10 protein-coding genes are annotated in these 13,603 nt (G+C 66.5%); 9 read left to right on the top strand and 1 reads right to left on the bottom strand.

Going from position 1 to position 13,603, the window contains the following annotated elements; all coding sequences use genetic code 11:
• Positions 1–2: 2 nt before the first annotated feature.
• The 3 genes from DGN21_RS06895 to bamA all read left to right on the top strand — a co-directional run bounded on the left by DGN21_RS06895 (position 3) and on the right by bamA (position 5,016).
• Positions 3–1,193, top strand: a complete 1,191-nt coding sequence (locus DGN21_RS06895) for a 1-deoxy-D-xylulose-5-phosphate reductoisomerase (protein WP_160954886.1) — start codon at positions 3–5, stop codon at positions 1,191–1,193.
• Positions 1,194–1,219: 26 nt separating this feature from the next.
• Positions 1,220–2,566 (top strand): RIP metalloprotease RseP, encoded by a 1,347-nt coding sequence (gene rseP, locus DGN21_RS06890; RefSeq protein WP_126965525.1) that lies wholly within the window; start codon positions 1,220–1,222, stop codon positions 2,564–2,566.
• Between the two features lie 83 nt (positions 2,567–2,649).
• Positions 2,650–5,016: an outer membrane protein assembly factor BamA gene (gene bamA, locus DGN21_RS06885; RefSeq protein WP_024940379.1), complete on the top strand. Its 2,367-nt coding sequence runs from the start codon at positions 2,650–2,652 to the stop codon at positions 5,014–5,016.
• Positions 5,017–5,087: 71 nt separating this feature from the next.
• Here the strand turns inward: bamA and DGN21_RS06880 are convergent, their stop codons facing one another.
• Complete coding sequence (locus DGN21_RS06880; RefSeq protein WP_046342163.1) at positions 5,088–5,282, bottom strand: hypothetical protein; 195 nt, start codon at positions 5,280–5,282, stop codon at positions 5,088–5,090.
• 128 nt (positions 5,283–5,410) lie between these two features.
• Between DGN21_RS06880 and lpxD the strand changes: the two genes are divergently transcribed.
• The 6 genes from lpxD (at position 5,411) to dnaE (ending at position 13,591) form a co-directional block, all read left to right on the top strand.
• Positions 5,411–6,424 carry a UDP-3-O-(3-hydroxymyristoyl)glucosamine N-acyltransferase gene (gene lpxD, locus DGN21_RS06875; RefSeq protein WP_126965524.1) on the top strand — a complete coding sequence of 338 codons (1,014 nt, stop codon included), beginning with the start codon at positions 5,411–5,413 and terminating at the stop codon, positions 6,422–6,424.
• Complete coding sequence (gene fabZ, locus DGN21_RS06870; RefSeq protein WP_016902400.1) at positions 6,421–6,882, top strand: 3-hydroxyacyl-ACP dehydratase FabZ; 462 nt, start codon at positions 6,421–6,423, stop codon at positions 6,880–6,882. The genes lpxD and fabZ overlap by 4 nt, the downstream gene beginning before the upstream one ends.
• Before the next feature lie 21 nt (positions 6,883–6,903).
• A complete protein-coding gene (gene lpxA, locus DGN21_RS06865) occupies positions 6,904–7,695 on the top strand; it encodes an acyl-ACP--UDP-N-acetylglucosamine O-acyltransferase (RefSeq protein WP_024940381.1) in 792 nt (263 codons plus the stop codon).
• Between the two features lie 29 nt (positions 7,696–7,724).
• Positions 7,725–8,996 carry a lipid-A-disaccharide synthase gene (gene lpxB / locus DGN21_RS06860; protein WP_160954888.1) on the top strand — a complete coding sequence of 424 codons (1,272 nt, stop codon included), beginning with the start codon at positions 7,725–7,727 and terminating at the stop codon, positions 8,994–8,996.
• The gene (locus DGN21_RS06855) at positions 8,993–9,715 is read left to right on the top strand and encodes a ribonuclease HII (RefSeq protein WP_024940383.1); all 723 of its coding nucleotides are present in this window, start codon (positions 8,993–8,995) and stop codon (positions 9,713–9,715) included. Before lpxB ends, DGN21_RS06855 begins: the two co-directional genes overlap by 4 nt.
• A 288-nt stretch (positions 9,716–10,003) precedes the next feature.
• The gene (dnaE, locus tag DGN21_RS06850; protein ID WP_065031798.1) at positions 10,004–13,591 is read left to right on the top strand and encodes a DNA polymerase III subunit alpha; all 3,588 of its coding nucleotides are present in this window, start codon (positions 10,004–10,006) and stop codon (positions 13,589–13,591) included.
• Positions 13,592–13,603 lie beyond the last annotated feature (12 nt).

Below are 13,603 nucleotides of genomic sequence, written 5' to 3'. Positions count from 1 at the left end.
GCATGGCTGGCTCCCCTCTCCGTCAGGTCGCCGTGTTCGGCGCTACCGGCTCGATCGGTGCGTCGGCACTGGATGTGATCGCCCGTCATCCGCAGCGGCTGCGCGCCAGCGTGCTGTCGGCCGGCAGCAAGGTCGACGAGCTGCTGGCGCTCTGCGTCACCCATCGCCCTGCGCATGCGGTGATCGCCGACCCATCCCTGTATCCGGCACTGCGCGACGGTCTGCGCGCGGCCGGATTGGCCACCCAGGCGCACGCCGGCTCCGACGCCCTGGACGCGCTGGCTGCCAGCGATGCCTGCGACACCGTGGTCGCGGCGATCGTGGGAGCGGCCGGCCTGCCCTCCACGCTGGCCGCAGCCCGCGCCGGCAAGCGCCTGCTGCTGGCCAACAAGGAATCGCTGGTACTGGCCGGCGAGCTGCTGACCCGCACCGCGGCGGCGGCCGGCGCCGAGATCATCCCGATCGACAGCGAACACAGCGCGATCTTCCAGTGTCTGCGCTCCTGCGACGCCAGTCGCGGCGTGCGCCGGGTGATCCTGACCGCGTCCGGCGGGCCGTTCCGCGGCTGGGACCGCGCCGCGCTGAGCGCTGTCACCCCCGCGCAGGCGGTTGCCCATCCCAAATGGTCGATGGGGCCGAAGATCTCGGTGGATTCGGCGACGCTGATGAACAAGGGCCTGGAAGTGATCGAAGCGCATCACCTGTTCGGCCTGCCCGGCGCGCAGATCGATGTACTGGTGCATCCGCAGAGCCTGGTGCACTCGCTGGTGGAATTCGTCGACGGCTCCACCCTGGCCCAGCTCGGCCTGCCGGACATGCGCACCACGCTGGCGGTCGGCCTGGCGTGGCCGGAGCGGGTCGAGTCCGGGGTTGCCGGGCTGGACCTGCTGACCCAAGGGCGGCTGGATTTCGAGGCGCCAGACACCGCCGCATTCCCATGCCTGCGCCTGGCCTGGGAGGCGCTGGAGGCCGGTGGAACCGCCCCTGCGATCCTGAACGCGGCCAATGAAGTGGCTGTTTCAGCGTTTCTTCAGGGCCAGGTGGGTTTCCTAGCGATTCCCGCGTTGGTCGAACACACACTGACAACGCTCCCACGGCACAATGCCGACTCCCTCGACACCCTGCTTTCTGCCGATGCGCAAGCGCGGCAGATCACCGAACGTGCCCTCGCCCATCACCGCCTTCATGCCTGATCGATTTACGCAGACGAGTTGCATCCATGGGTGATTTCATCGGTTCGGTCTGGTGGATGATCGTCAGCCTGGGCGTGTTGGTGACCTTCCACGAATTCGGCCACTTCTGGGTCGCGCGCCGCTGCGGCGTCAAGGTGATGCGCTTTTCGGTTGGCTTCGGCAAACCCCTGTGGAAGCGGCGCGACCGTCACGGCACCGAGTTCGTGGTGGCGGCCATCCCGCTGGGCGGCTACGTCAGGATGCTCGACGAGCGCGAAGGCGACGTGCATCCGGCCGAGCAGGACCAGGCCTTCAACCGCAAGACGGTGTGGCAGCGCATCGCCATCGTGGCCGCCGGCCCGATCGCCAACCTGCTGCTGTGCATGGCGATGCTGTGGGCGATGTTCGTGGTCGGCAAACAGGATTACTCGGCCACCGTCGGCCGTGCCGATGGCCTGGCCGCAGAAGCCGGCCTGACCCCGGGCGAGCGCATCGTGCGCATCGATGGGCGCGATGTCAGCAGCTGGAGCGATGCCAGCATGCAGCTCACCACCGCGGCGATGGACAAGCGCGATATCCACGTGCTGACAGCCACCGACGGCGCCGGCAACCGCGAGCACACGCTGCGGCTGTCGCAGCTGCCGGCCGGCTTTGACGAGCGCCGCGTGGCCTCGCTGGCCGGCATCGGCTGGCAGTTCATGCTGCAGCCGCCGGTGGTGGGCCAGGTGGTCGCCGGCTCCGCGGCGCAGGGGCTGCTGCAGCCGGGCGACCGCATCGTCGCCATCGACGGCCAGCCGATTCGCTCAGCCGACGAGATTCCCGCCCAGCTGCAGGCACTGGGCGCGCAAGGCGATACCGGCATGATCGAGGTCGCGCGCGGCGAAGACCGGCTGGCGCTGGAAATCGCCCCGCGCCGATCGCCGCAGGGCCAGTGGCTGCTGGGCGTGGGATTTGCGGCGGCTCAGGCGCCGGCCTACGACAGCCGCCAGCAGTACGGCGTGTTCGCCGCGGTGCCGGCGGCGATCCGTGAAACCGGCCGGATGACCGCCGATTCGCTGGGCATGATGAAGCGCATGCTGACCGGCCAGGCCTCGGTCAAGAACATCTCCGGGCCGGTCACGATCGCGCGCGCGGCCAACGCCTCGGCCGAACGCGGGCTCGACTGGTTCCTGTATTTCTTGGGATTGCTGTCGCTCAGCCTGGCGATCATCAACCTGATGCCGATCCCGATCTTGGACGGTGGGCATCTGCTGTATTACCTTATCGAGTTGGTCAAGGGCAGCCCGATCAGCGAACGGGCCATGATTGCCGGGCAATATGTCGGCCTGGCGGTCCTGGCCGGGCTGATGGGACTGGCGTTCTACAACGACATCCTCGGCCTGGTTCCACGATGAAGCTGCTCCACTCTTTCCGCCTGTTGTCGTCGTCATACGTCGGCATCCAGCAACACCCGAAATCGACTCCAACCGGATGTGACATGACGCGTCTTCCCACTCGCCGCCTGCTTGCCCTCGCTCTTGCCGCCGGCCTCAGCCTGCCAGTCGTTGCCCTGGCCGCAGAGCCGTTCGTTGCCAGCGACATCCGCGTCGACGGCCTGCAGCGCATCGCCTCCGGCACCGTGTTCACCTATCTGCCGGTGAACCGCGGCGACACCGTGGACGATGCCAAGGTCGCCGACTCGATCCGTGCGCTGTACCGCACCGGCTTCTTCGAGGACGTGCAGCTGGATCGCCAGGGCAACATCCTGGTGATCACCGTGAAGGAGCGTCCGGCGATCAACAAGCTCACCGTGACCGGCAACAAGGACATCAAGTCCGAGGAGCTGCTCAAGGGCCTAGGCGACATCGGCCTGACCGAAGGCGGCACCTTCGATCGCCTGAGCCTGGACCGCGTGACCCAGGAACTGACCCGCCAGTACAACAACCGCGGCAAGTACAACGTCGAGATCACCCCGACGGTGAGCCCGCTGGACCGTAACCGCGTGGATGTGGCGATCGCGATCAAGGAAGGCAAGGCGGCCAAGATCCGCCACGTCAACCTGATTGGCACCGAAAAGTTCGCCAACGAGGACATCCTGGAAAACTGGGAATCCAAGGAGCACAACTGGGCCTCGTGGTACCGCCGCGACGACCAGTACTCCAAGGAAAAGATGTCCGGCGACCTGGAGAAGCTCAACTCCTGGTACCTGGACCGCGGCTACGTGGACTTCAGCATCGACTCCACCCAGGTGTCGATCAGCCCCGACAAGCGCGACATGTTCGTCAGCGCCGGCGTCACCGAGGGCGAGCAGTACAAGATTTCCGAGATCAAGGTCACCGGCGACACCGTGCTGCCGCAGGCCGATATCGAGCGTCTGGTCATCCCCAAGGCCGGCGACATCTTCTCGCGTGCGCTGCTGGAGTACACCTCCGATGCGATCACCAACACGCTGAGCAACGTCGGTTACGCGTTCGCCAAGGTCAACCCGATCCCGACTCCGAACCGCGAGGACCGCACCGTTGCGGTGAACCTGCAGGTGGTGCCGGGCCCGCGCGTGACCGTGCGCCGCATCCTGTACAAAGGCAATAGCCGCACCTCCGATGAGGTGTTGCGCCGCGAAATGCGCCAGTTCGAAAATACCTGGTACTCGCAGGCGGCGATCGACCGTTCCAAGATCCGTCTGCAGCGCCTGGGCTACTTCGAGAGCGTGGACGTGGAAACGCCGGCGGTGCCGGGCAGCAACGACCAGGTCGACGTGGTCTACAACGTCAAGGAAACCACCTCCGGCAGCTTCGTGTTCGGCCTGGGCTACTCGCAGAGCTTCGGTGTGACCACCTCGGTGCAGTTGTCGCAGAACAACTTCCTGGGCGGCGGCAACCGGGTGGCGGTGGAAGCCTCGCGCAGCAGCTACCAGCAGCGCTACGCGTTCTCCTATACCAACCCGTTCTTTACCGACGACGGCGTGTCGCTGGGCTACAACCTGTCGTGGCGCTCGCTGGACTACTCGGACTTCAACACCGCGCAGTACAACAGCAAGAATGGCTCGGCGCAGGTGGTGTTCGGCGTGCCGATCACCGAGAACGACACCGTCTCGGCGATGGTCGGCATCGACAGCAACCAGATCAACACGTTCCAGGGCCAGACCCCGCAGGCGATCATCGACTACATCGATGCGGTCGGCACGCGCACCTTCCATGCCTGGCGCACCGAGCTGGGTTGGGCACGCGACACCCGCAACGACTTCTTCATGCCGACCCGCGGCATGTACCAGCGCGTCGGCCTGGAGACCACCCTGCCCGGCTCCACGGTCGAGTACTACAAGCTCAACTATCAGATTTCCAATTACTGGCCGATCATTCCGGCAATCGTGTTGAACACCCGCTTCGAGCTGGGCTATGGCGACAGCTACGGCAATGACAGCACGCGCGTGGTGACCGACGCCAATGGCGTGTCGCGCACCATCACCGCCACCGGCCTGCCGTTCTACGAGAACTTCTACGCCGGCGGTACCAATTCGGTACGCGGCTTCGAAGACAACACGCTGGGTCCGCGTTCGGAACGGACGGTGAACTATTCGCGCGGCCAGCCGCTGGGTGGTTCGTTCAAGACCGTCGGTTCGGTGGAAATGTATTTCCCCAAGCTGTTCGACAGCCCGTCGGCACGCGTATCGGCGTTCTTCGACTTCGGTAACGTCTACGACGGCGTGGACAACTTCAAGGCCAACGAGCTGCGTGCGTCCACCGGCGTGGCGCTGTTGTGGCGCGCACCGGTCGGCCCCATCTCGATCAGCTACGCGTTCCCGCTGAAGAAGGAAGACAACGACGAGATCGAACGTCTGCAGTTCACCTTCGGCGGCCAGTTCTAACAGCCAACGGCAACAAAAAGGCGGCCCGCGCGTGCGGGCCGCCCGTGTATCGCAGGTGGAGTGTCGGCCGGTCAGAACCAGCTGTCGAACCAGGTGGACACGGTGTTGGACAGGCAGCTGGCGATGTCGCCGGCAGGCAGGCTGAGACACTGCAGCTGCTGCTCACCGATCGCCTTGCCCTGCTCGATATCGAAGGATTGGGCCGATGCACTCGCGACCGCGCCCATCATGACCAGACCACCAAGGATGGAAAGAACGGTTTTCATATGCTTGCTCCTGGATTCGCCGCTTGATTGCGACAGGACCCTAAATACGCAGGCTTTGTTGGGAACTGTTTAATGGTGTTTTTTCCCCGTTAAAGCGGCGCTCCCACATTTACAAGAGGTTCACCCCGATGCGCTTGACCGCCAGTGCAATTGCCGAACAATTTGGGTTGACCGTCGTTGGCGATGGCGCCGTCGAAGTCAGTGGCGTCGCCACCCTGGCGCATGCCGGCGCCGGGCAACTGAGCTTTTTGTCCAATCCGCGCTACCGGCCGCAACTGGGCCAGAGCCAGGCGGCCGTGGTGGTCCTGCGCGCCGACGATGCGGCGGATGCACGCGGCACCGCGCTGGTCGCCAAGGATCCCTATACCGCCTTTGCCAAGATCGCGGCCTTGTTCGACGTGGCGCCGGTGCGCGAACCGGGGATCCACCCTTCCGCGGTGATCGATTCCAGCGCACAGGTTTCGCCGAACGCCCACGTCGGCCCGTTCGTCAGCATCGGTGCGCGCAGCCGCGTGGGCGATGGCTGCGTGATCGGCACCGGCAGCATCATCGGCGAGGACTGCATGGTCGATGACGGCAGCGAGCTGATCGCCCGCGTCACCCTGGTCACCCGGGTGCGCCTGGGCAAGCGCGTGCGTATCCATCCCGGTGCGGTGATCGGTGCCGACGGCTTCGGCCTGGCGATGGATGCCGGGCACTGGATCAAGGTCCCGCAACTGGGCGGCGTGGTGATCGGCGACGACTGCGAGATCGGCGCCAACACCTGCATCGACCGCGGTGCACTGGAAGACACCGTGCTGGAAGAAGACGTGCGCGTGGATAACCTGGTGCAGATCGCGCACAACTGCCACATCGGCGCGCATAGCGCCATCGCCGGCTGTACCGGGATCGCCGGCAGCGCCAAGATCGGTCGTTACTGCCTGCTCGGCGGGCATGTCGGCGTGGTCGGGCATCTGGAGATCTGCGACAAGGTGGTGATCACCGGCAAGTCGGTGGTGCGCAATTCCATCCATGAGCCGGGCGAGTATTCGTCCGGCACCCCTCTCACCGACAATCGCACGTGGCGCAAGAATGCCGCGCGCTTCAAACAACTCGATGTGCTGGCAAGGCGCATCCTGGCTGTGGGCAAGGAGAAAGAATGAGTCACCCCACTTACGAGCTGCCGATCGACGTCAACCAGATCCAGACGCTGATCCCGCACCGCTATCCGTTCCTGCTGATCGACCGGGTCATCGAGCTCGACCTGGATGCCAAGCGCATCGTCGGGCAGAAGAACGTCAGCATCAACGAGCCATTTTTTCAGGGCCATTTCCCCACCCGCCCGGTGATGCCCGGCGTGCTCATCATCGAGGCACTGGCGCAGGCCGGTGGCGTGATGACCCAGCTCGGCCTGGGGCGCGACGCGCTGTCCAAGCTGTTCTACATGGTCAAGGTCGACAACGCCCGCTTCAACAAGCAGGTGGTGCCGGGCGACGTGCTGATGCTGGAAGTGCAGATGAAGCGCCTGATCCGCAACATGGGATGCTATTACGGCGAGGCCAAGGTCAACGGCGAAGTCGTGGCCAGTGCCGAAGTCATGTGCGCCGGCGCCAAGGAATAACCGTTTTGGAGGTGAGACACGATGCGTGATCAAGCACCCTTGATTCATCCCACCGCCGTCATCGATCCGTCGGCGCAACTGGCCAGCGATGTGCGCGTGGGCGCGTTTTCGCTGATCGGCGCCGATGTGCAGATCGATGCGGGCACCGAGGTGGGGCCGCATTGCTCGATCCACGGCCCGACCCGGATCGGCCGCAACAACCGCTTCATCGGCCACGCCGCGATCGGCGGCGAACCGCAGGACAAGAAGTACGCCGGCGAGCGCACCGAGCTGGTGATCGGCGACGGCAACGTGATCCGCGAATTCGTCACCATCAATCGCGGCACTGGCGGCGGTGGCGGCATCACCGTGGTTGGCGACGACAACTGGATGCTGGCCTACACGCACGTGGCGCACGACTGCCATGTCGGCAACCACTGCGTGTTCTCCAACAACACCACACTGGCCGGCCACGTCACCGTGGGCGACTACGTGATCATCAGCGGCTTTGCCGGCGCGCATCAGTTCTGCCGGATCGGCGCGCACGCCTTCCTGGGCATGGGCGCGCTGACCAACGGCGACGTGCCGCCGTTCACCATGGTCGGCAGCGAATCGCTGGGCCGCCCGCGCGGCATCAACAGCGAAGGGCTCAAGCGGCGCGGCTTCGATGCCGAGCGCATCACTGCGATCAAGCGCGCCTACCGCACGCTGTACGTCGCCGGCCTGCCGCTGGCCGAAGCCAAGCTGCAACTGGCCGAACAGGCCAAGAGCAGCGAAGACGTGCGCGGGCTACTCGAGTTCATCGAGGCGGCGGAAAGGCCGTTGTTGCGATGAAGGCCGGGATTCGGGATTCGGGATTGGGGATGCAAAGCGTCCACACCACACCGGGCGAAGTCGTGCACGACGCGCTGGCCAATCCCCAATCCCCAATCCCCAATCTCCGCTCTCCACGCATCGCGCTGATCGCCGGCGAAGCCTCCGGCGACATCCTGGGTGCGGGCCTGATCGAACAGCTGCGTCGCCGCTATCCGGGCGCTGAATTCGTCGGCATCGGTGGCGATGCGATGCGTGGTGCCGGCTGCCAGACCTGGTTCGATGCCAGCGAACTGGCGGTGATGGGGCTGACCGAAGTGCTGCAGCATCTGCCGCGGCTGTTGAAGCTGCGCCGGGCCTTCCGCGAGCGGGTGCTGGCGTGGAAGCCGGACGTGTTCATCGGCATCGACGCACCCGATTTCAATCTGTCGGTCGAGCGCTGGCTCAAGCAGCGCGGCGTGCGCACCGTGCATTACGTCAGCCCCTCGGTCTGGGCCTGGCGCGAGAAGCGTGCGGAAAAGATCGGCGCCAGCGCCGACCTGGTGCTGTGCCTGTTTCCGATGGAACCGCCGATCTATGCCAAGCACGGCATCGATGCGCGCTTTGTCGGCCACCCGATGGCCGACGACATCGCCTACCAGGCCGATCGCGCAGCCGCGCGCGCCAATCTGGGCCTGTCCGCGTCCAGCACGGTGCTGGCGGTGTTGCCCGGCAGCCGGCATGGCGAAATCAGCAAGCTCGGCGATACCTTCTTCCAGGCCGCCTGGCTGGTGTCCGAGCACCTGCCCAACCTGCACGTGCTGGTGCCCGCGGCCAACCCCGGCTGCAAGCAGTTGCTGGCCGAACAGTTGTCGCGGTCGTCGCTGCCGGTGCTGCGTTCGCACCTGCTCGATGGCCAGGCGCGCACCGCGATGCTGGCCGCCGACGTGGTGCTGCTGGCGTCGGGCACCGCCACGCTGGAGGCGATGCTGGTCAAGCGCCCGATGGTGGTCGGCTACAAGGTCGCCCCGCTCACCTACCGCATCGTCAGGACGCTGGGCCTGCTCAAGGTCAACCGCTACGCGCTGCCCAACATCCTGGCCAACGACGACCTCGCCCCCGAGCTGATGCAGGACGACTGCACCCCGGAACGGCTGTGCGTGGCCCTGCTGGACTGGTTCAAGCACCCGGAAAAGGTCGCCGCCCTGCAACCGCGCTATCTCGCCCTGCACGCCGAACTGCGCCGCGACGCATCGGCACGCGCGGCCGATGCGGTGGCTGGGCTGCTGGAGGGCCGGGATTCGGGAGTGGGGAGTGGGGATTCGGCAGGAGCAAAAGCGTGAAGATCATCGCTGCGGGCGCTCAAGCCGAGGCGCGCCAGTCGCCCTTGTTCGGCCAATCCCAAATCCCGAATGCCGAATCCCGGCGTTTGATTGCCGGTGTCGACGAAGCGGGCCGCGGCCCGCTTGCCGGGCCGGTGGCGGTGGCGGCGGTGGTGTTCGACCCGAGCAAGCCGCGCATCAACGGGCTGGACGATTCCAAGCAGCTGAGCGCGCAGCGGCGCGAGCAATTGTATGCGCGCATCGTCGAGCGGGCGCTGGCGTGGTCGGTGGTGCTGATCGACAGCGAGGAGATCGACCGCATCAACATCTACCAGGCGACCATGCTGGGCATGCGGCGTGCGGTGGAGGGCGTGGCGCATGTGGCCGGGTTTGCGCGCATCGACGGCAACCGGGTGCCCAAGGGCCTGCCCTGCCCGGCCGAGGCATTGATCGGCGGCGATGCGCTCGATCGCGCCATCATGGCGGCCTCGATCGTGGCCAAGGTCACCCGCGACCGCCTGATGCACGCCCTGCACGCCCAGCATCCGGAATACCGCTTCGACCAGCACAAGGGCTACGCCACGCCAGTGCATCTGGCCGCGCTGCGCAGCCACGGACCCTGCCCGCAGCACCGCCGCAGCTTCGCCCCGGTGCGGCGTGCGTTGGGCATCGAGGCGACGCAGTCGCCGTGGGACGTGCCCTGCGCGGCCCCGGCCGATGACCTGCTGCTGGCCGACTGATCGACCGCCCTCCGGGCGAACCTGAAACGGTAATGGCGTCCTCCTTCGCTTGGCGTGCATGCCGCCGCTGCGGCCATGGCCTGGAGCGTCGCGTCCCGCACACGCAGCCCCGCACGCCTGCCGATCCGCGCAATCGCCACCGTCGCGCTGCGCGCAGCTAGCCAAAGCCTGAATCGGCCGCACCGCCCAGCCCCCGTGGCAGCTGGCCGCGGCCCTGCGCCGGCGCTGTCAAGCCTTGTTCGACCCGACCACGCTCGCTACCCTGACCACGCATTATTCCGGTCTCGCATGTCCACTTCCCGCTTCGTCCATCTGCACGTCCACACCGAGTTCTCGCTGGCGGATTCCACCATCCGTGTGCCCGAGAAACCGGATCAGGCTGACCCGAAAAAGGCCAAGCAGGCCAACCTGCTGAGCCGCGCGGTCGAACTCGACATGCCCGCGCTGGCGGTCACCGACCTCAACAACCTGTTCGCGCTGGTCAAGTTCTACAAGGCCGCCGAAGGCGTGGGCATCAAGCCGATCGCCGGCGCCGACGTGATGATCGCCACCCCGGACATGACGCCCTGGCGCATGACCCTACTGTGCCGGGACCGCGAAGGCTACCTGAGCCTGTCGCGCCTGCTGACCCGCGCCTGGATGGAAGGCCACCGCCCCGAAGGCGGCGTGGCGATCCACCCGGAGTGGCTGCAGAGCGGCCACGCCAACCTGTTCGCCCTGGCCGGGCGTGACAGCCTGGCCGGGCGCCTGTTCGGCGAGGGCCGCGCCGACCTGGCCGAGCAGCAACTGGCCGACTGGCAGCGCGTGTTCGGCGATGGCCTGCACCTGGAACTGACCCGCACCGGGCGCGAGGGCGAGGAACGCTTCAACCAGTTCGCGCTGCATGCGGCCGGTGTGCGCGGCCTGCCGGTGGTGGCCAGCAACGATGTGCGCTTCCTGTACGCCAGCGACTTCAATGCCCACGAGGCGCGGGTGTGCATTTCCTCCGGCCGCGTGCTCGACGATCCCAAACGTCCGCGCGAGTACAGCGACCAGCAGTACCTGAAGTCCGGCGACGAAATGGCCGCGCTGTTCGCCGACGTGCCCGACGCGATCGACAACACGCTGGCGCTGGCGCAGCGCTGCAACATCGAGATGCGCCTGGGCACCTACTTCCTGCCCGCCTACCCGGTGCCGGAAGACGAGACGCTGGACAGCTGGATCCGCAGCCAGTCGCGCGCGGGCCTGGCCGCACGCCTGGAAAAGAACCCGATCGCGCCCGGCAAGACCCGCCAGGACTATGTCGACCGGCTGGAATTCGAGCTGGACACCATCATCAAGATGGGCTTTCCCGGCTACTTCCTGATCGTGGCCGACTTCATCCAGTGGGGCAAGAACCAGGGCATTCCGATCGGCCCGGGCCGCGGTTCCGGTGCCGGCTCGCTGGTGGCCTGGGCGCTGCAGATCACCGATCTGGATCCGCTGCCGTACAACCTGCTGTTCGAGCGCTTCCTCAACCCGGAACGCGTGTCGATGCCCGACTTCGACATCGACTTCTGCATGGATCGCCGCGACGAGGTGATCGACTACGTGGCGCGCAAGTACGGCCGCGACCGGGTCAGCCAGATCATCACCTACGGCACCATGGCGGCCAAGGCGGTGGTGCGCGACGCCGGGCGCGTGCTCGGCTTCAGCTACGGTCTGGTCGACAGCGTCGCCAAGCTGATCCCCAACATCCTGGGCATCACGCTCAAGGATGCGATGGGCGAAGGCAAGGACTCGGAGATGGCCTCGCCGGACCTGATCCAGCGCTATCAGGTCGAGGACGACGTGCGCGACCTGATGGATCTGGCCCGTCAGCTCGAGGACCTCACCCGCAACGCCGGCAAGCACGCCGGCGGCGTGGTGATCGCGCCCGAACCGCTCTCCGAGTTCTGCCCGCTGTTCGCCGAACACGACCAGGACGGACGCGGCAAGAACCAGGTCACCCAGTTCGACAAGGACGACGTCGAAGCGGTCGGCCTGGTCAAGTTCGACTTCCTCGGCCTGCGCACGCTGACCATCATCGACTGGGCGGTCAAGGCGATCAACGTGCGTCACGCACGCGCCGGCATCGACCCGGTCGACATCAGCGCCATTCCGCTCGACGATGCCCCCACCTACAAGGGCGTATTCGCCTCGGGCAATACCGGCGCGGTGTTCCAGTTCGAATCCTCGGGCATGCGCCGCCTGCTCAAGGACGCGCGCCCGGACCGTTTCGAAGACCTGATCGCGCTGGTGTCGCTGTACCGCCCCGGCCCGATGGACCTGATCCCGGACTTCAACGCGCGTAAGCACGGCCAGCAGGAGATCGTCTACCCGGATCCGCGCACCGAAGTCATCCTCAAGGACACCTACGGCATCATGGTGTACCAGGAGCAGGTGATGCAGATGGCGCAGATCGTCGGCGATTATTCGCTGGGCGGCGCCGACCTGCTGCGCCGCGCGATGGGCAAGAAGGTGCCGGCCGAAATGGCCAAGCACCGCGAGATCTTCCGCGAAGGCGCGGCCAAGGGCGGAGTGAGCGCGGCCAAGGCCGACGAAATCTTCGACCTGATGGAGAAGTTCGCCGGCTACGGCTTCAACAAGTCGCACGCCGCCGCCTACGCGCTGGTCAGCTACCAGACCGCCTGGCTGAAACGGCATTACCCGGCCGAATTCATGGCCGCGACGCTGTCCTCGGACATGGACAACACCGACAAGGTGGTGGGCTTTCTCGATGAGGTGCGCAATCTTGGCCTGACCGTCAAGCCACCGCGCGTCAACGAGTCGGCCTACATGTTCGAGGCCGCCAGCCCGGACACCATCCAGTACGGCCTGGGCGCGATCAAGGGTGTCGGCCAGGGCGCCTGCGAGGCGATCGTCGAAGAACGCCAGCGCGGCGGCCCCTACACCACCTTGCTGGATTTCTGCACGCGCGTGGGCACCGCCAAGCTCAACCGGCGCACGCTGGAAGCGATGATCAACGCCGGCGCGATGGACGGGCTGGGCAAGAACCGCGCCTCGCTGATGCTGCAGCTGCCGGAAGTGGTCAAGGCCACCGAGCAGTTGGCGCGCGAACGCGCCTCGGGCCAGAACTCGCTGTTCGGCGGGCCGGACCCGAGCGCGCCGGCGCTGCGTCTGGACCTGCCCGAAAGCAAGGAATGGCCGCTGGGCCAGTTGCTCACCGGCGAGCGCGAAACGCTGGGCTTCTATCTCAGCGGTCACCCGTTCGACCCGCACCGCGACGAAGTGCGCGAGCTGGTCGGCTGCGACCTGGGCGCGCTGGAGAAGATCCTCGCCTCGCAACAACGCGGCGGTGGCGGCGGTGGCGATGGCGAAAAGCGCGCCTGGCGCCCGGAAGTCAGCGCGATCCTGGCCGGCCAGGTGATCGGCGTGCGGCGCAAGGGCGACAGCCAGGTGTTCGTGCAGCTCGAAGACGGCCGTGGCCGGGTCGAATGCAGCGCATTCTCCGATGCGATGGCCGAGTTCGGGCATCTGCTCACCCGCGACCGCATCCTGATCGTCAAGGGCGGCCTGCGCGAGGACGAATTCAACGGCGGCTACAGCCTGCGCATCCGCCAATGCTGGGACTACGAGCAGATCTGCGCCGACCACGCGCAGCGCCTGTCGCTGCGCCTGGACCTGCGCGAGAAACAGGCCTGGAAGCGCATCGACGCGCTGCTGGCCAAGCACCGACCCGGCAAGACGCCCCTGCGCCTGGACCTGCTGCTGCGCGCCCCGACCGGCGGCGTGGCCGGCATGCTCGACCTCAACGGCAGCCACTCGGTGCGGATCGACCAGCAGCTGATGGACAACCTGCGCGCCGACCCCGCGGTGCGGACCTTGAAGATCAAGTACAGCCCTCCGTGGGCTTGAGGGGCGGGGATT

This window comes from Xanthomonas sp. MLO165, assembly GCF_018831305.1.
In the GTDB taxonomy this organism is placed as follows: domain Bacteria; phylum Pseudomonadota; class Gammaproteobacteria; order Xanthomonadales; family Xanthomonadaceae; genus Xanthomonas; species Xanthomonas arboricola.
This window is presented reverse-complemented; position numbering and strand designations above follow the sequence as displayed.